We start from the raw sequence: 16,537 nt of genomic DNA on the forward strand, positions 1-16,537 counted from the left end.
GAATGTTGGAACACATAGGAAGTCGAAAGCATGCCCATGATTCGTGCGGAATTCATCAGTGGCAAGACAGAGGCACAGAAACGGGAACTGGTCGAAGCCTTGACCCGTGAGACAGCTCGCGTACTGGAGGTGCGCAAGGAGTCGGTATGGATCGTACTGCAGGAAGTCGAGCCGGAAAACTGGGCGGTTGCGGGTACGCCATTGTCAGACCGCTGAGTGCAATGGGCGCGATGGTCACTGCTGTTCACAAGCGTCGTGTTGTGATACAAGTGATTGAATATATTTGGTTTTACCAAAAAATCGAAGATGTTCCACGTGAAACAGTCAGTGCGTCATCGCCTCTCTGTTCCGAGTCGTATTGAAAAAAACGCCGCAGCCTGATGGCTGCGGCGTTCTTGTATCAGCGACATCCCCACGGCCATGGTTCCGTCACTGTGACGTGCACTGTCGGATTCACCCTTCGAAATCAGCTTCCGAGTAGAGAGTACGAATGCGCAGCGTGTGGTCGACGGTCTTGAGGGCCTCGAGTGCCTTCTTGCCGTAGGCCTTGTCGACATCGATGACCACGTAACCGACGGTATTGTTGGTCTGCAGGTACTGGCCGGAAATGTTGATGCCTTCCTCGGACAGTACGCGGTTGATGTGAGACATCACGCCCGGCACGTTGTCGTGGATGTGCAGCAGACGGTGCTTCTCCGGGTGGGCCGGCAGCGCGACCTCCGGGAAGTTGACGGAGCCGATGGTGGTGCCGTTGTCGGAGTAGGTCACCAGCTTCTCCGCCACTTCCACGCCAATGTTTTCCTGAGCTTCCATGGTGGAACCACCCACGTGCGGCGTCAGAATGACATTGTCGAACTCGCGAAGCGGGGAGACGAACTCTTCACCATTGCCTTTCGGTTCGACCGGGAAGACGTCGATGGCCGCGCCCAGCAGCTTGCCGCTGGAGAGGGCTTCGGCGAGGTCCTCGATCACCACGGTGGTACCGCGAGCGGCGTTGATGAAGACACTGTTCTGCTTCATCAGCGCGAACTGCTGCTTGCCCATCATCCACTTGGTGGAGGGGATTTCCGGGACGTGCAGGGTGACGATGTCAGCGCGCGCCAGCAGTTCTTCCAGGCTTGCCACCTGGCGGGCATTGCCCATGCCCAGCTTGGTGACCGCATCGTAGTAGATGACATCCAGACCGAGAGATTCGCTCAGTACGGACAGCTGCGAGCCGATGCTGCCGTAGCCGACGATGCCCAGTGTCTTGCCCCGGACTTCATGGCTGTTCTTGGCAGTTTTCATCCACTGGCCACGGTGCGCCTTGGCGCTCTTTTCCGGCACGCCACGCATCAGCATGATCGCTTCTGCCAGTACCAGCTCGGCGACGGAGCGGGTATTGGAGTAGGGCGCATTGAAGACTGGAATGCCGCGCTTGAGTGCAGCTTCCAGGTCGACCTGATTGGTGCCGATGCAGAAGCAGCCGATGGCGGTGAGCTTCTCGGCAGCGCTGATCACGCGCTCGTTGAGCTGGGTGCGGGAGCGGATGCCGATGAAGTGCACATCACGGATCTTCTCGATCAGTTCGTCCTCGGCGAGCGAGGTCTGAAGCAGCTCGATGTTGGTGTAACCCGCGTTGAGGAAGTTATCCACGGCGGATTGGTGGACACCCTCGAGCAATAGAATCTTGATCTTGCTCTTGTCCAGGGACGTCTTGGCCATTGTCGAATCAACCCTCTCGCCGGTCATGCCGACGTTTCTGTTCGTTTGGTCTTTTTCATGTCCTGCTGGCGTGTCACGCCTTTAGAAAATGCCAGAAAAACAGCGGGGCGTGCTGTCAACAGGGGGGCAAAGAATATCACAGCTGGTGCGGGCCCCGGTTGAAATGTCCAATCGGTCAGCATGAAAAATGTACAGCTTGAAACGAGTGCTCACGCCGGTGTCGGGTGGGCAGCGTCACAGGGCCCATCAGGTTATACTGGCATATCACATGGACATCCCGGGTTCAGCCCGGTCTGATCAGCGAGAGCACTCATGGCCGAACAGGAAGCGCCGCAGGATTTCGCCGCCACCCTTGCGCGTCTCGAGGGATTGGTGACGCAACTGGAAGCCGGCGACATGTCGCTGGAAGCGTCATTGGGCGCTTTCGAGGAGGGAGTGCGTCTGGCACGTGAAGCACAACGACGGCTCGACGACGCCGAGCTGCGTCTGCAGGCCTTGGTCGAAGGGCCTGATGGCACGCTGGTGTCCACTGCATTCGAAGCGCCCGAGATGCCCGGCAGTTCCGTCGGTGCAGGGGATGAGGAGAACGATTGGTGATGTCAGGTGCATCGACGACGCAAGCCATGCCGTCCGCGCAGGCAAGCGAATTGATTCGTGGTGGGCAGGCGCGTAGCGAGGCCGTGCTCGAGGCATTGCTCAGTCCGGCGGGGGCGGTCAGTGATCGGCTGGAAGAGGCCATGCGTTACAGCGTGCTGGGAGGTGGCAAGCGACTGCGGCCTGTCCTGCTGTACGCTGCCGGACGTGCGCTGGGAGGCGATGAGGACGAGGCAGGGCGTACAGCGCTGGATGCTACTGCGGCCGCTCTGGAGCTTGTCCATGCCTATTCACTGGTTCACGATGACCTGCCGGCGATGGATGACGACGACCTGCGCCGTGGCCAGCCCACCGTCCATCGGGCCTTCGATGAGGCGACCGCGATTCTGGCGGGCGATGCCCTGCTGAGCCTGGCCTTCGAGGTCATTGCCGATACCGCACATGCGAGAACGCCAGCCCTGATACGCACCCTCGCGGAGGCTTCCGGTCGACGTGGCATGGTGGCGGGGCAGGCGCTGGATCTCGAGGCGGTGGGGCAGTTCCGAGAGGTCGAGGCGCTGTCACGCATGCACGCCTACAAGACTGGCGCGCTGATTCGCTCGGCTGTTCGTCTTGGCGGGCTGGTGGCGGTCGAGGAATCGGATTCGCGTCTTGAGGCTCTCGAGCGCTACGCTTCTGCCATCGGCCTGGCTTTCCAGATTCAGGATGACATCCTGGATGTGACCGGCGATACCGCCACGCTGGGCAAGACCGCCGGTGCGGATGCTGCACGCGACAAGCCGACCTACCCGTCATTGCTTGGCCTGGAAGGAGCCCGAACCCGGGCAGGTCAGTTATTGGACGAGGCCCTGGATGCCCTGGCACCGCTGGGAGAGGCCGCAGAGCCTCTCGCGGTGCTGGCGCGCTACATGATCGAGCGAGACCACTGATTCCTGACGCCTATGAAGCTGTTTGACGAGATACCTGAGGCGCGCCCCGCGACGCCATTGCTCGATGCGGTCGAGACACCAGACGCACTGCGGACCATGAGTCCGGCACAGCTGCGCCAGCTGGCCGATGAATTGCGCGCCTTCCTGCTTTACAGCGTCGGCTGCACCGGGGGGCACTTCGGTGCCGGCCTCGGTGTCGTCGAGCTGACGGTTGCCCTGCATCATGCGCTGGAAACCCCGCGTGATCGCCTGGTGTGGGATGTCGGTCATCAGGCCTATCCCCACAAGATCCTGACCGGCCGGCGCGACGCCATGCACAGCATGCGTCAATATAACGGCCTGTCTGCATTCCCCAAGCGCGCCGAGAGTGACTACGACACCTTCGGGGTGGGACATTCCAGCACCTCGATCAGCGCCGCGCTGGGCATGGCACTGGGCGCGCGTACCGCGGGAGAATCCCGTCGCGCCTGTGCGGTGATCGGTGATGGCGCCCTGACGGCCGGCATGGCCTTCGAGGCGCTGGCGCATGCCGGGCACGTCAAAGCCAACCTGCTGGTCGTGCTCAACGACAACGAGATGTCTATCTCGGAAAATGTTGGCGGTCTGGCGAGCTATCTGGCGCGTATCCTGGCCAGCAAGCCCTATACCCAGATGCGCGCCAACGGCAAGAAACTGCTGTCGCCGCTCCCGGGGGCGCTGGAACTTGCCAAGCGTACCGAAGAGCACATGAAGGGCTTCATCAGCCCGGCGACGTTGTTCGAGGAGATGGGCTTCAATTACATCGGTCCCATCGATGGGCATGATCTGCCGACACTGGTCCAGACACTGCGCAACATGCGCGATCTCGAGGGCCCGCAGTTCCTGCATGTGGTGACGCGCAAGGGCAAGGGCTTCCTGCCGGCCGAGCGCGACCCCATCGGCTACCACGCGATCACCAAGCTGGAGAAGGCCTCGTCGGAGCAGGCACGACAGGCGCCTTCCGTGACGGATGCACCGGCACCCAGGCCGCAGAAGTACTGCAGCGTCTTCGGCAACTGGATCTGTGATGCCGCCGCGGCTGACCCTCGTGTCATCGGTGTCACGCCTGCCATGCGGGAAGGCTCGGATCTGGTGCGTTTCTCGAAGGAATATCCTGATCGCTACTACGATGTCGCCATCGCGGAGCAGCATGCCGTGACGGTGGCGGCCGGCATGGCCTGTGAAGGCATGAAGCCGGTGGTGGCGATCTATTCCACCTTCCTGCAGCGTGGCTATGATCAGTTGATCCATGATGTCGCGGTACAGAAGCTGGATGTCACCTTTGCCATCGATCGCGCGGGACTGGTGGGTGAGGATGGACCGACCCACCACGGCAGCCTCGACATGTCCTTCCTGCGTTGCGTGCCGGAGCTGGTGGTGATGGCGCCGGCGGACGAGAGCGAGTGTCGTGGCATGTTGAGTGCGGCGCTGGCACATCCCGGTCCGGCGGCCGTGCGTTATCCGCGTGGCACCGGACCCGGCGTCGCCACGGGCCATGACCTGACGCCACTGACGATCGGCAAGGGCGAATATCGTCGTCGCATCAGTGCCAGTCCCGACGTGCGTATTGCCATCGTTGCCGTAGGCAGCATGAACACGCCGGTGGCGGAGGTCGCCGAGGCACTGGACGCGACCCACTTCAATCTGCGCTCCATCAAGCCGCTGGATCGCGAGGCCCTGCTGGAGATCGCCGACGAGCATGACCTGGTCGTCACGGTGGAAGAGAATGCCGTGGCCGGTGGTGCGGGTGCCGGCGTGGCAGAGCTCTACCTGAATGCCGGTCTCGCGCAACCCATGCTGCTGCTGGGGCTGCCGGATGACTTCGTCGAGCATGGCAAGCCGGCAGAGCTGCTGCGTGATTGCGGGCTGGATGCGGCTGGCATTCGCGCCAGTATCGAAGGGCGTCTCGCACGCTGAAGTTGCCACCTGGCTCACAGGAACGCCTGTGGATGATTCGAACATTCGAGTTGTCCACAGGCGTTTTTTCTTGCGTGAAAAACGTGCCTGATGCGCCGCACTCTGCTGGCATGATCGACGCTGGCGCGCCATGCTGGGACGGACTGCCGATCCCCTTTCGCAACGCTGCCAAGGAACGCCCGCCCCGATGCTGACTCTCTACAGCTACCCCAATTCCCGCTCACTGCGCGTCGCCTGGACGCTGGAAGAGCTGGAACTCGACTATCGGATCCACAGCCTCGATCTCAAGGCAGGAGAAGGACGCAGCCCCGAGTATCTGGCCATTCATCCCGACGGCAAGGCGCCCGCCATCGTCGAGGGGGAGTTGGTACTGTTTGAATCCAGTGCCATCTGTCGCTATCTCGCCGCCCGGGAAGGCCGCCTGATACCGTCTTCGCTGGAAGGTCAGGCGCAGCTAGACCAGTGGCTGAGCTTTCTGACCACCGAACTTGAGCAGCCGCTGTGGACGCTGGCCAAGCACACCTTCGCATTGCCGGAAGAACGACGCTGTGAAGACGTGAAGCAGACCGCGCAGTGGGAATTTCAGCGTGCATTGGGAGCGCTCCAGCGCCGCTTCGAGGGACAGGGCTGGTTGTTGGGCGACGACTTCACCCTCGCTGATCTTTTCCTCGCTCAGGTATTGGGCTGGGCCCACAAGGCGCAGCAGCCGATCCCCTCGTCGCTTGCGCGCTGGATGCAGGAAGTTCTTGCGCGCCCGGCCTGCGCACGGGCGCGTGAACGTGAGGCCCAGGCTGCCGCCAATCGCCCCTGACACATATGAGACATCCACACCGAGAGATGCCTCTCGCTCTGTCACAGCCATGAAATGAGGCGCGTGAGACAAGGCCTCTGAAAGCTCGCACAAGCGCCAAGGCGCCACCCTGACATCAGGGTGGCGCCTTTTTTGTTTCCAGACCTCAGGCGGGCTCTCCGGGCGTTCTGTCGCGTCCGAAATCGTGGGGCCAGGCGAAGCCTCACGACAGCGGGGCGGGCCACGTGCCGCGGGTGGGGCTGCAGGCTAGGTCGCGGCGTCCGAGATCTGTCAGGCGTCATCCGCGCTGCCGGAATGGAGGTTGATCCGATCTTGAGTGATTTTCGTATCTAAATATGATTCGCAATCATCAATATATCATTGAGTTGATTGGTTGTTGATCGGTCGTGAGGTCTGAGAGGGCCAGGGAGTCCGGTGCAGCCGCTAAAACGCCATGTGAATCAGTCGCTTGCCTATGACGTGGCGATTGTCAGACATGGATTTGAGTAAAAGTTGATCGGGTATCGCAATAAATGATTCTTTCGCATCATTTATTGATTCGATATATCGTTAATTGCGAATCCTCGTGGTATGATTTGCACAGAAACCTCAATGGGGATAACGACTTATGTGGATCTGGCAGCAGCCTGACTGGCCGCAGGGACGACTGGCGATCATGCCGCTGTTGAGCGAGATGAGCGCAACGCAGGCGGTGATGTCACCGTTGGTGGCGCAAGGGCAGCAATTGAAGGCTCGCCAACGTCTGCGCCTCGAAGCCACCTTGCTCAGTGAAGAGATGGAGGCCTGTGCCCGCTTGTCCGGCGTGGTATTTGGCAGGGCCGCATTGCGCGATGCCCTTTACCAGGCATTGGGGCTGGAATCCGGACAGCTGGAGGCGCCCCGTGGGCAGGTGCCAGGGATTGATGTCTTCGTGGATGTCATGCTCGAAGTGGTGCGGACGGCCTTCCAGCCGCTGGCGCGTGAGCAGGTACTGGAATGGCATCGCCGGCTGGGCCCCTTCCTGCCGCGCAGCAGTGGTCAGCGTCTCGGTGAATGGCGTGATGGGCCCCATGAAGCGGTCAGCGGACGTTATGGCCTCAAGCGATTGCGCTACCGAGCGCCTGGTATGACCGGTGATGAACTTGCGGATGAGCTGGAGCGTTTCTGGCAGCGTCTGGAAGAGGAGGAGCCGGAGGCTGGCAATCCCGGAGTGATCAACGCCCTCAGGCTGCATGCCCACTGGCAGGCGCTCTCACCATTGGCGCTGGGCAACGGGTTGATCGGACGCTTGCTGCTGACTCGCTGGTTGACGCGCGTCGATACGCTGGTGGCATTGCAGCAGCAGGGAGAGTGGACGGGGCAGGTGGCGAAACACTGGGAAGCAGAGGCGTTGGAGCAGCTCTGCTGGCGTCGCCAGACATTGTTCACGGTGGTGGCGGAGCGTCAGGAGGAGCTGCGTGAGCTCGAACAGCATTGTCTTGGTACGCCGGGCACCTCGCCGAGTGGACAAGCGCTTCCGCCTGAGCTCAACCGGGCCTTGAATGGCGATGCGGCCGATGAGGTGCTGCCGGGTGACATGAATGCCTGGGTCGCGTGGTGGCTGAGACAGCTGCGCGATGGCGGACGACGGACGGCATCCCACTACCTGAGAGTGCAGCGTGCCGAGCGCCTGTGGATGGAACATGCCAGAACGCCACTGAATTCCCGTCAGCGCGAACTGGTGCTGACCCTGCTGGAGCGTGATGACGACGAGGGTATCGGGCGTGCGGAGTATCGCGCGCTTGTCGAGACCTCAGACCCGACGGCAGCGCGAGATCTCGCCGATCTGACCGCCAAGCAGGTGCTGGAAAGCTATGGTGTCGGGCGCGGCACGCGCTATCGGCTGCCGGTCTTCGCGCCGCAGGAAGACAGCGCCGTGAGAAACGAGTCCTGAAAAGCGCGCCTTGAAAGCGCGCCTTGAAAGCGGAAATATCGCGAAAAAAAGCGGGAAGGGTCGTCATGACCCTTCCCGCTTTTTTTCATCTGGCTTGCCAGTGCTCTCAAGTCAGTGCTCTCAAGCCAGTGTGCTCAAGAGAGCCGGCCTCGTGTCAGACCTCATACGGCAGCACACCTGTGTAGATCGCGAAGAAGTGGCAGGTGCTGCCGCCGAGCACGAACAGATGCCAGATGGCGTGGTGATAGCGCAGGCGTGTCATCAGGAAGAAGATGACGCCCAGGGTATAGGTGATGCCTCCGGCCACCAGCAGAATGAGCCCCGTCTCGGAGAGCTGCTCGACCAGCAGGGGTGACGCGAACACGATCAGCCAGCCCATCAATAGATAGACGGTGACGCGTACCGCACTGAAACGCGCTGGCCAGCGCAGCTTGAGAAAGATGCCGCCCAGCGCGAGGGACCAGATGATGGCAAACAGTGTCCAGCCTGTCGGACCCCGCAGATTGACCAGCAGAAAGGGGGTATAGGTGCCAGCGATGAGCAGATAGATGGCGCAGTGGTCCATCAACTGGAAAGCGGACTTGAGGCGTGGGTGGCGGATGCCATGATAGAGCGTCGAGGCAGCGTAGAGCGCGACCAGGGTGGTGCCATAGAGGCTGATGCTGATGATCTTCCAGGGATCGGCCTCTGCCGCCAGACAGGCCATCACGATCAGCACCACGGTGCCGATGAGTCCCATGACAGCGCCGAGACCGTGGCTGGCACTATGTAGCCATTCTTCAAACCGGGTATAGAGAGCGGGACGTGACGATGTCGGTGAGGGTGAGGGCTTGCGCATGGTGATGTCTCCGGCGCGGATTCCTCTCAAGCCTACTCTCTATAGGATGACGCCGTCATGTCACGCTCTTTCGCCGCCTTCATGGGCTCTCGATGGGCGGGAGCACATCAGTGCCCCCTCCCGCATCTCGATCTCTACTCGCTGCGCTCGATATCCACGTCGCTGGCGTGGGTGAAGTCATCGAGTGCCATCATGTGGCCAAGCTTGCCGGCCTTGGTCGAGAGGTATTGCTCGTTGTGCGGGTTCAGACCGGTGGTGATCGGCTGACGCTCGCTGATGGTGACGCCATCGCGGGTGAGCGCATCGACCTTGCGCGGGTTGTTGGTCATCAGCTTGAGGGTGCTGACCCCGAGATGCTCCAGCATCGGGACGCAGATATCGTAGCGGCGCATGTCAGCGCCGAAGCCCAGGCGCTCATTGGCTTCGACGGTATCGGCACCGCCATCCTGCAGCTCATAGGCGCGAATCTTGTTGAGCAAGCCGATGCCGCGCCCTTCCTGACGCAGGTAGAGCAGCACGCCACGTCCTTCGGCGGCAATGCGCTTGAGCGCTTCCTGCAGCTGATAGCCGCAGTCACAGCGCATGGAGAAGAGGGCGTCGCCGGTCAGGCACTCGGAATGCACACGGCCCAGCACCGGGGCACCGTCATCGATGTCGCCCAGGGTCAGAGCGATGTGGTCCTTGCCGGTGGTTTCGTCCTCGAAACCGTGCATGGTGAAGGTCGCCCAGGGGGTTGGCAGCCGCGAGGCGGCGATGAATCGAATGGTCACTGTTCACCTCGAACGCCCGAACAATCGCCGGGCTGAAAAAGCACGGGCATGCAGGGTCTCGGCAATGTCTCGATGAGTGATTCACGTCATTGGCGGCCAGCATGCAATCATCAGGCGAGTTTACCAGTCTGAAGCGTGCGACTCATCGCCTGCGATGGAAAAGCGTTGTTGCCGACACCACCACAATCCGTAGAAGCACTTCAGGAGGAGAGGCCGGGCGGGTGTCTGGGCGGAAAGCGAGGGGAAAGCCAATGCATTTGTTGCATCGTCGCGATGGGCGGGATTTTGCTCAGGCTCTGGTAGAATGCCGGGACATTCCCGAGCTGATGTGTGATTCCGATGACCCTGAAGAATGATCGCTTCCTGCGCGCGCTGGCCCGTCAGCCGGTTGACCGTACCCCTGTCTGGATGATGCGCCAGGCGGGCCGTTATCTGCCGGAATACCGTGAAATCCGCGGTCAGGCCGGTGGCTTCATGGACCTGTGCATGGACACCGCGCGTGCCTGCGAGGTGACGCTGCAGCCGCTGGAGCGTTTCCCGCTCGATGCCGCCATTCTGTTCTCCGACATCCTGACCATCCCGGATGCCATGGGCCTCGGGCTTTACTTCGAGACAGGTGAAGGTCCGAAATTCCGCAAGACGGTGCGCACCGCCGCGGAAATCGAGGCGCTGAGCGTTCCGAACGTCGAGCGTGATCTCGATTACGTCATGCGTGCTGTCTCGACCATCCGCCGCGAGCTGAACGGTCGCGTACCGCTGATCGGGTTCTCCGGCAGTCCCTGGACACTGGCGACCTATATGGTCGAGGGCGGTTCCAGCAAGGACTTCCGCCATGTGAAAGGCCTGATGTATTCCAGCCCCGAAGCCATGCATCAGTTGCTCGACACCCTCGCTCAGGCCGTCACCGATTACCTGAACGCCCAGATCGCGGCGGGTGCCCAGGCAGTGCAGATCTTCGATACCTGGGGCGGCACCCTGTCCACACCGGCCTATCTCGAGTTCTCGCTGCGTTACATGGAGCAGATCGTCGCTGGCCTCAAGCCTGACAGCGAAGGCAATCGCGTGCCGGTGATCCTGTTCACAAAGAATGGCGGCCAGTGGCTCGAGCACATCGCCGCCAGCGGTTGTGACGGTGTCGGCCTGGACTGGACCACCGAGATGTCGGATGCGCGCGCGCGCGTCGGCCATCGCGTGGCCTTGCAGGGCAATCTGGACCCGAATGCGCTGTTCGGCACTCCCGCCGCGATTCGTGCCGAAGTCGGCCGCATTCTCGATAGCTACGGTCAGGGGCCTGGCCACATCTTCAACCTGGGGCATGGCATCAGCCAGTTCACTGACCCGGGCAACGTCAATGCTCTGATGGACGCTCTGCATGAGCTGAGCCCCGCCTATCATCAGGATGACACCGCCAACGCCACGCCGCTGGCGCGCGATTGAACCATGTCACTGATGGCTGACAGCCCCGCCGTGTCTTTCATGGCGGGGTATCACGCATGACGCCGCTGGAGCAACGCCTCGCGCCGAGGCGAGGCTGGGCGTGCGTGGCACTGTTCTGCCTGCTGCTGATCCTGTTCGGCACGCTCTCGCCGGGTGAGCCTCACCCGGAGCAGACCTTCCCCTGGGACAAGCTGCAGCATTTCTCCGCCTTCGCCTTGCTGGCACTGACCACGCGGCTGGCCGGGTTGAGCAGTCTTGTCATCCTGCCCGCCTTGCTGCTGCTGGGCGTTGGCATCGAGGGGCTGCAGCTGGTGATTCCCTATCGCGGGGCAGAAGTGCTGGATGCGCTGGCGGATTTCCTCGGCATTCTTGCCGGGCTTGGCTGCCATCTGGGCGGACGTCTGATGGTGCGCCTGAGCCGCCTGTGACGGGCCGTGTGCCAGGCCTCTACCCGCCAGAAGAGGCCTGGCGGGTGAGTCATTGGTCATCGCGCATCAACCCCAGTGCCTCGAGATCGTGCACAAGCTCTTTCCACTCCGCGTGTCTTTGGCTATGGTGCTGCGCCTGAGTCCTGTTGATTGATCAGGACTGCATCGCCCGATGACGCGTGCGTCGATGATTCAGGCCTTGAGGGTCTGATGTCCCGTCCTCTTATTCATACCTTGATATCCGACTCCGATATCCCTTGTGAGGGTTCTCATGACCGAACATCTCGATGGCTCCTGGTTCACCGAAATCTTCGACCGCCACGGCAGCGCCTTCTCACTCAAGGTCAGCCACAAGCTGCATGACGAGCAGACGCCTTATCAGCACCTTGAGGTCTATGCCACCGAGACCTACGGCAATCTGATGGTGCTGGACGGCTGCGTGATGCTGACCGACCGCGACAACTTCCTCTATCACGAGATGATGTCGCATCCGGCGCTGTTCACCCACGCGGCCCCCAAGCGTGTCGTCATCATCGGGGGGGGCGACTGTGGCACCCTGCGTGAGGTGCTCAAGCACCCGGGCGTGGAGAAGGTCACCCAGATCGACATCGATCCGGCGGTCACGCGGGCTTCCGAGCAGTTCTTCCCGGCACTGGTCGAGTCCAATGATGACCCGCGTGCCGAGCTGCTGTTCGAGGATGGCGTCAAGTGGGTCGACAACTGCCCGGACGAGAGCATCGACGTGCTGATCGTCGATTCCACGGATCCGGTCGGTCCGGCGGAAGGTCTGTTCAAGACCGACTTCCTCAAGCGCTGCCACCGTATCCTCAAGCAGGGGGGGGTGATGGTGCAGCAGAGCGAGTCGCCGCTGTATCACACCGACTCCATCATCAAGGACCTGCGCAACGACATGGGCGAAGCGGGCTTCGACAGCGTCGCGACCCTGCCGTTCCCGCAGCCGGTATACCCGTCCGGCTGGTGGAGCTGCACCCTGGCGGGCAAGGGATGTGACGTGAAGTCCTTCCGTGAGGAAGACGCGGCTGCGGCCAGCTTCGCGCGCGATTTCTATACCGTGGAAGGCCATCGTGCCGCCCTGGTACTGCCTCCCTTCATGCAGCGTCTGCTGGAAGACTGAGTCATCCAGAAGCGCATCGGGGCGTGAAGAATGCGTTTCAGTGCGCGGTAGCGTTGAGTCAGGGGGGCTGCGACATTGGTCGCAACTCCCCAGACCGGAGCGCAGGAAAGTTCAAGAACGGCCGTTTCGTCATGAAACGGCCGTTTTTATTTTGCACCGATATGAAGCGAACGAGGCGTCAGACGCCACTATCTGCACGCTTGTCTCGCCATATGATCGACGGTCGGCATCGGGAGGTTTGGCCGTTTTCACTGCCGTTCGGCTGTTTTTTCAGCGTTGAACGCAGCGGATCACACGATAGGCGGAAATTGGAACGGAGCTTGCTATTGTCGAGGGGTGCCATGCACAGCATTGCACCATCACCGTCTCGGGGTGTTTCCGAGCGGATTCCAGACATACGCGAGGGATTCAAGATGCATAACAACAAGAAGCCACTGCTGATCGCTAGCGCCGCCCTCCTGGCTGCCTCGGTAGCCAGTGGTGCCAGTGCCGCGACTCTGGACAGCGTCAAGGAAAAGGGCTTTGTCCAGTGTGGTGTCAGCACCGGTCTGCCGGGCTTCTCGGCGCCGGATGACGCCGGCAACTGGCAGGGCCTGGATGTCGATGTCTGCCGTGGTGTCGCGGCGGCTGTGCTGGGTGATGCCAGCAAGGTGCGCTACGTCCCGCTGACGGCCAAGGAACGCTTCACCGCGCTGCAGTCCGGTGAAATCGATGTCCTGTCGCGCAACACCACCTGGACCGCCACGCGTGACACGTCTCTGGGCCTCAACTTCGCCGGCGTGAACTATTACGACGGCCAGGGCTTCATGGTCAGCAAGGACCTGGGGGTCTCCAGTGCCAAGGAGCTGGATGGCGCGGCGGTCTGTATCCAGTCCGGTACCACCACCGAGCTGAACCTGGCGGATTACTTCCGCCTCAACGAGATGTCCTTCGAGCCGGTCGTCTTCGACACCTCCGACCAGACCGTCAAGGGCTTCGAAGCGGGCCGCTGTGACGTCCTGACCTCCGACCAGTCCCAGCTCTACGCCCTGCGCATCAAGCTCTCCGATCCGGCCTCCGCCATGGTACTGCCGGAAGTCATCTCCAAGGAGCCGCTGGGCCCCGTCGTCCGTCAGGGCGATGACCAGTGGTTCAACATCGTCAAATGGACCCTGTTCGCTCAGATCAACGCCGAAGAGATGGGCCTGACCTCCGACAACATCGAAGCCAAGAAGTCGGATACCAATCCCAATGTCGCGCGTCTGGTCGGTGCCGATGGCAACTACGGCGAAGCCATGGGGCTGCCGGCTGACTGGGCCTATCAGGTCATCAAGCAGGTGGGCAACTACGGGCAGATGTTCGAGCGCAATGTCGGCACCGGCTCCGCTCTGGGGATCGAGCGTGGTCTGAACGCGCTGTGGACCGACGGCGGCGTCCAGTACGCACCGCCCGTTCGCTGATGCCTCGGCTCGCCTGGAGGTCCAGCGCGAGCCGGGTGAACCGTGACGCAGGCTGAGCAAGGACGCTGGCCAGGGAGAAGTGGCCATACGGTCATTTCCCCTGGCCAGCGTCGTGAGGGGCTTGGTCTGTTCCCCGTGATCCTTTCCTCGAGTGCCGAGAGATAACTGATCTGCCGTTCGATAGGGCGGCAGACGGAAGTCGCATAGCTTTCCGGCGGAGATTGCCTGTATGACACAACCTGCTTCTCGCCCGCCGGCCACGGTCAAGCCGCCATTCTGGCGTGACCCGGCCAAGCGAGCACTGATCTTCCAACTTCTGATGCTGGCAGGCGTGTTCGGCGTGTTGGCGATCATCGTCAGCAATACCCTGACCAACCTCGAAAGCCGTGGCATCACCACCGGCTTTGCCTTCCTGGACAACACCGCAGGCTTTGGCATTCTGCAAAGTCTGATCGACTATTCCGAGCAGTCCACCTATGGCGATACCTTCATCGTCGGTCTGCTCAACACTCTGCTGGTATCCGCACTGGGCGTCATCGCGGCCACCGTGATCGGCTTCATCATGGGGATCGCCCGTCTCTCCCCCAACTGGCTGATCTCGCGGCTGGCGGCGGTCTACATCGAAGTCTTCCGCAACATTCCCCTGCTGCTGCAGATCTTCTTCTGGTACTTCGCCGTTCTTCGCACTCTGCCGAGTCCGCGAGGTTCGCTGTCGCTGGGCGAGGCCTTCTTCCTCAACGTGCGCGGTCTGTTCGTGCCGGCACCGATCACCTCCAGCGGCTTCTCGGTGGTGATTGCCGTGTTCGTGCTGGCCGTCGTCGCCAGCGGCATCTTCAGCTACTGGAACCGCCAGCGTCAGGCCCGTACCGGTCAGCGCTTGCCGGCGGGCTGGATCTCGCTCGGTCTGATCATCGTGGCGCCGCTGCTGGCCTACTTCGCGATGGGCATGCCGCTGAGCTGGGAGCTGCCGGAACTCAAGGGCTTCAACTTCCGTGGCGGCATTACGGTCGTTCCCGAGTTCCTCGCCCTGTGGGTCGCGCTGTCGGTCTACACCGCGGCGTTCATTGCCGAGATCGTGCGTTCCGGCATCGAAGCGGTACCGCACGGCCAGACGGAAGCCTCACGGGCGCTGTCGCTGACCGGTGGCATGACGCTGCGCCTCGTGGTGGTGCCACAGGCACTGCGCGTCATCATCCCGCCGCTGACCAGCCAGTACCTGAACCTGATCAAGAACTCGTCGCTGGCCACGGCCATCGGCTATCCCGATCTGGTCTCGGTCTTCGCGGGTACCACGCTCAACCAGACGGGTCAGGCCATCGAGGTGATCGCCATGACGATGCTGGTGTATCTGACCATCAGTCTGCTGGTCTCCATGTTCATGAACTGGTTCAACGCCCGCATGGCGTTGGTCGAGCGCTGAGGGTCTGCCCATGTCGATTGAAAAGACCCTGTCACGGGTTACCGAGAAGATGATCGATTCCCGCCCGGCGCCAAGCGACAGCATCGGTGCGGTGGCCTGGCTGCGAGCCAATCTGTTCGCCGGACCGATCAATACGCTGTTCACGCTGTTCGCGCTGTATCTGGTCTACCTGCTGGTGGTGCCCAGCCTGCAATGGGCGCTGATCGATGCCGACTGGAGTGGCACATCGCGTGCTGATTGCACGGGTGAGGGGGCCTGCTGGGTCTTCATCAGTGCGCGCCTCGATCAGTTCATCTATGGCTTCTATCCGAGTGAGGAGACCTGGCGGGTCGATATCGTGTTCGCCATCTTTGCCGCGCTGATCGCCTGGCTGGCGATTCCGAAACTGCCGGCAAAGGGCTGGGTCGCCATCGTCACGCTGGCGGTCTTCCCCTTCATCGCCTACTTCCTGCTGCATGGTGGCAGCTTCGGGCTCGAGGTCGTCGGCACCCACGAGTGGGGCGGCCTGATGCTGACACTGGTGCTGGCGGTGGTGGGCATCGTGGCGGCATTGCCGCTGGGGATCCTGCTGGCGCTGGGACGGCGTTCCGAGATGCCGATCGTGAAGAGCATCTGCGTCGTGTTCATCGAGTTCTGGCGCGGGGTACCGTTGATCACCGTGCTGTTCATGGCCTCGGTGATGTTGCCGCTGTTCGTGCCCGGTGAGGTCAATCTGGACAAGCTGGTGCGTGCGCTGATCGGCATCACCCTGTTCCAGAGTGCCTACATGGCGGAGGTGGTGCGTGGTGGCCTGCAGGCGATCCCGAAAGGGCAGACCGAGGCCGGCATGGCGCTGGGGCTGGGCTACTGGCGCAACATGGGGCTGATCGTGCTGCCCCAGGCGCTCAAGATGATGATCCCCGGCATCGTCAACACCTTCATCGCCCTGTTCAAGGACACCTCGCTGGTGCTGATCATCGGGCTCTTCGATCTGCTCGCCATCGTGCAGGCCGGTCTCGCCGACCCCAAATGGCTGGGCTACTCCATCGAGGGCTATGCCTTCGTGGCACTGGTCTTCTGGGTCTTCTGCTTCAGCATGTCGCGCTACAGCCAGTATCTCGAGCGCCTGCTGCATACCGGTCACAAGAAGCGCTGATCACGGCGCCAAGGAATCTTCATCATGACAACGACAACATCTGTCTCGCA

15 protein-coding genes are annotated in these 16,537 nt (G+C 61.8%); 12 read left to right on the plus strand and 3 right to left on the minus strand.

The window, feature by feature from the left end:
- Nucleotides 1-30 precede the first annotated feature (30 nt).
- A complete protein-coding gene (locus ACZYGA_RS11550; protein ID WP_077379654.1) occupies nt 31-216 on the plus strand; it encodes a tautomerase family protein in 186 nt (61 codons plus the stop codon).
- Between the two features lie 237 nt (nt 217-453).
- Here the strand turns inward: ACZYGA_RS11550 and serA are convergent, their stop codons facing one another.
- Nucleotides 454-1,704 carry a phosphoglycerate dehydrogenase gene (serA, locus tag ACZYGA_RS11555; RefSeq protein ID WP_077379652.1) on the minus strand — a complete coding sequence of 417 codons (1,251 nt, stop codon included), beginning with the start codon at nt 1,702-1,704 and terminating at the stop codon, nt 454-456.
- Nucleotides 1,705-2,016: 312 nt separating this feature from the next.
- Between serA and xseB the strand changes: the two genes are divergently transcribed.
- The 5 genes from xseB (at nt 2,017) to ACZYGA_RS11580 (ending at nt 7,885) form a co-directional block, all read left to right on the plus strand.
- Nucleotides 2,017-2,301 carry an exodeoxyribonuclease VII small subunit gene (gene xseB, locus ACZYGA_RS11560; RefSeq protein ID WP_077379650.1) on the plus strand — a complete coding sequence of 95 codons (285 nt, stop codon included), beginning with the start codon at nt 2,017-2,019 and terminating at the stop codon, nt 2,299-2,301.
- 26 nt (nt 2,302-2,327) lie between these two features.
- Nucleotides 2,328-3,227 carry a polyprenyl synthetase family protein gene (locus ACZYGA_RS11565; RefSeq protein ID WP_077380002.1) on the plus strand — a complete coding sequence of 300 codons (900 nt, stop codon included), beginning with the start codon at nt 2,328-2,330 and terminating at the stop codon, nt 3,225-3,227.
- Between the two features lie 12 nt (nt 3,228-3,239).
- Nucleotides 3,240-5,162 carry a 1-deoxy-D-xylulose-5-phosphate synthase gene (gene dxs, locus ACZYGA_RS11570; protein WP_136939472.1) on the plus strand — a complete coding sequence of 641 codons (1,923 nt, stop codon included), beginning with the start codon at nt 3,240-3,242 and terminating at the stop codon, nt 5,160-5,162.
- 187 nt (nt 5,163-5,349) lie between these two features.
- Nucleotides 5,350-5,973 (plus strand): glutathione S-transferase family protein, encoded by a 624-nt coding sequence (locus ACZYGA_RS11575; protein ID WP_176493810.1) that lies wholly within the window; start codon nt 5,350-5,352, stop codon nt 5,971-5,973.
- A 607-nt stretch (nt 5,974-6,580) separates the two neighbouring features.
- Nucleotides 6,581-7,885: a Fic family protein gene (locus ACZYGA_RS11580; protein ID WP_479399249.1), complete on the plus strand. Its 1,305-nt coding sequence runs from the start codon at nt 6,581-6,583 to the stop codon at nt 7,883-7,885.
- A gap of 154 nt (nt 7,886-8,039) precedes the next feature.
- On the opposite strand, the gene trhA is transcribed toward ACZYGA_RS11580, so the two are convergent.
- Together trhA and ribA are read right to left on the minus strand one after the other, a co-directional pair.
- On the minus strand, nt 8,040-8,723 hold the full coding sequence (gene trhA / locus ACZYGA_RS11585) for a PAQR family membrane homeostasis protein TrhA (RefSeq protein WP_479399251.1): 684 nt from the start codon (nt 8,721-8,723) through the stop codon (nt 8,040-8,042).
- A 134-nt stretch (nt 8,724-8,857) separates the two neighbouring features.
- A complete protein-coding gene (gene ribA, locus ACZYGA_RS11590) occupies nt 8,858-9,493 on the minus strand; it encodes a GTP cyclohydrolase II (protein ID WP_077379640.1) in 636 nt (211 codons plus the stop codon).
- Nucleotides 9,494-9,832: 339 nt separating this feature from the next.
- Here ribA and hemE point away from each other — a divergent pair, with 339 nt between their 5' ends.
- The 6 genes from hemE (at nt 9,833) to ACZYGA_RS11620 (ending at nt 16,487) form a co-directional block, all read left to right on the plus strand.
- Nucleotides 9,833-10,930 carry a uroporphyrinogen decarboxylase gene (hemE, locus tag ACZYGA_RS11595; RefSeq protein WP_077380000.1) on the plus strand — a complete coding sequence of 366 codons (1,098 nt, stop codon included), beginning with the start codon at nt 9,833-9,835 and terminating at the stop codon, nt 10,928-10,930.
- 56 nt (nt 10,931-10,986) lie between these two features.
- Nucleotides 10,987-11,358, plus strand: coding sequence for a VanZ family protein (locus ACZYGA_RS11600; RefSeq protein ID WP_136939468.1), 372 nt, complete (start codon nt 10,987-10,989; stop codon nt 11,356-11,358).
- A 271-nt stretch (nt 11,359-11,629) separates the two neighbouring features.
- On the plus strand, nt 11,630-12,493 hold the full coding sequence (gene speE / locus ACZYGA_RS11605; RefSeq protein WP_077379636.1) for a polyamine aminopropyltransferase: 864 nt from the start codon (nt 11,630-11,632) through the stop codon (nt 12,491-12,493).
- Between the two features lie 413 nt (nt 12,494-12,906).
- The gene (locus ACZYGA_RS11610; RefSeq protein ID WP_077379634.1) at nt 12,907-13,932 is read left to right on the plus strand and encodes an amino acid ABC transporter substrate-binding protein; all 1,026 of its coding nucleotides are present in this window, start codon (nt 12,907-12,909) and stop codon (nt 13,930-13,932) included.
- A 229-nt stretch (nt 13,933-14,161) separates the two neighbouring features.
- A complete protein-coding gene (locus ACZYGA_RS11615; protein WP_136939467.1) occupies nt 14,162-15,352 on the plus strand; it encodes an amino acid ABC transporter permease in 1,191 nt (396 codons plus the stop codon).
- 10 nt (nt 15,353-15,362) lie between these two features.
- A complete protein-coding gene (locus ACZYGA_RS11620; RefSeq protein ID WP_191236440.1) occupies nt 15,363-16,487 on the plus strand; it encodes an amino acid ABC transporter permease in 1,125 nt (374 codons plus the stop codon).
- Nucleotides 16,488-16,537 lie beyond the last annotated feature (50 nt).

It is taken from the genome of Cobetia sp. BL01 (genome assembly GCF_056493605.1).

Bases quoted from the DNA above. Each gene is read 5' to 3' on its own strand.
- speE (WP_077379636.1), top strand. From the start codon at position 11,630: ATGACCGAACATCTCGATGGCTCCTGGTTCACCGAAATCTTCGACCGC.
- ACZYGA_RS11580 (WP_479399249.1), top strand. From the start codon at position 6,581: ATGTGGATCTGGCAGCAGCCTGACTGGCCGCAGGGACGACTGGCGATC.
- ACZYGA_RS11575 (WP_176493810.1), top strand. From the start codon at position 5,350: ATGCTGACTCTCTACAGCTACCCCAATTCCCGCTCACTGCGCGTCGCC.
- ACZYGA_RS11615 (WP_136939467.1), top strand. From the start codon at position 14,162: ATGACACAACCTGCTTCTCGCCCGCCGGCCACGGTCAAGCCGCCATTC.
- ACZYGA_RS11600 (WP_136939468.1), top strand. From the start codon at position 10,987: ATGACGCCGCTGGAGCAACGCCTCGCGCCGAGGCGAGGCTGGGCGTGC.
- ACZYGA_RS11610 (WP_077379634.1), top strand. From the start codon at position 12,907: ATGCATAACAACAAGAAGCCACTGCTGATCGCTAGCGCCGCCCTCCTG.
- dxs (WP_136939472.1), top strand. From the start codon at position 3,240: ATGAAGCTGTTTGACGAGATACCTGAGGCGCGCCCCGCGACGCCATTG.
- xseB (WP_077379650.1), top strand. From the start codon at position 2,017: ATGGCCGAACAGGAAGCGCCGCAGGATTTCGCCGCCACCCTTGCGCGT.
- serA (WP_077379652.1), bottom strand. From the start codon at position 1,704: ATGGCCAAGACGTCCCTGGACAAGAGCAAGATCAAGATTCTATTGCTC.
- ACZYGA_RS11620 (WP_191236440.1), top strand. From the start codon at position 15,363: ATGTCGATTGAAAAGACCCTGTCACGGGTTACCGAGAAGATGATCGAT.
- ACZYGA_RS11550 (WP_077379654.1), top strand. From the start codon at position 31: ATGCCCATGATTCGTGCGGAATTCATCAGTGGCAAGACAGAGGCACAG.
- ACZYGA_RS11565 (WP_077380002.1), top strand. From the start codon at position 2,328: ATGCCGTCCGCGCAGGCAAGCGAATTGATTCGTGGTGGGCAGGCGCGT.
- trhA (WP_479399251.1), bottom strand. From the start codon at position 8,723: ATGCGCAAGCCCTCACCCTCACCGACATCGTCACGTCCCGCTCTCTAT.
- hemE (WP_077380000.1), top strand. From the start codon at position 9,833: ATGACCCTGAAGAATGATCGCTTCCTGCGCGCGCTGGCCCGTCAGCCG.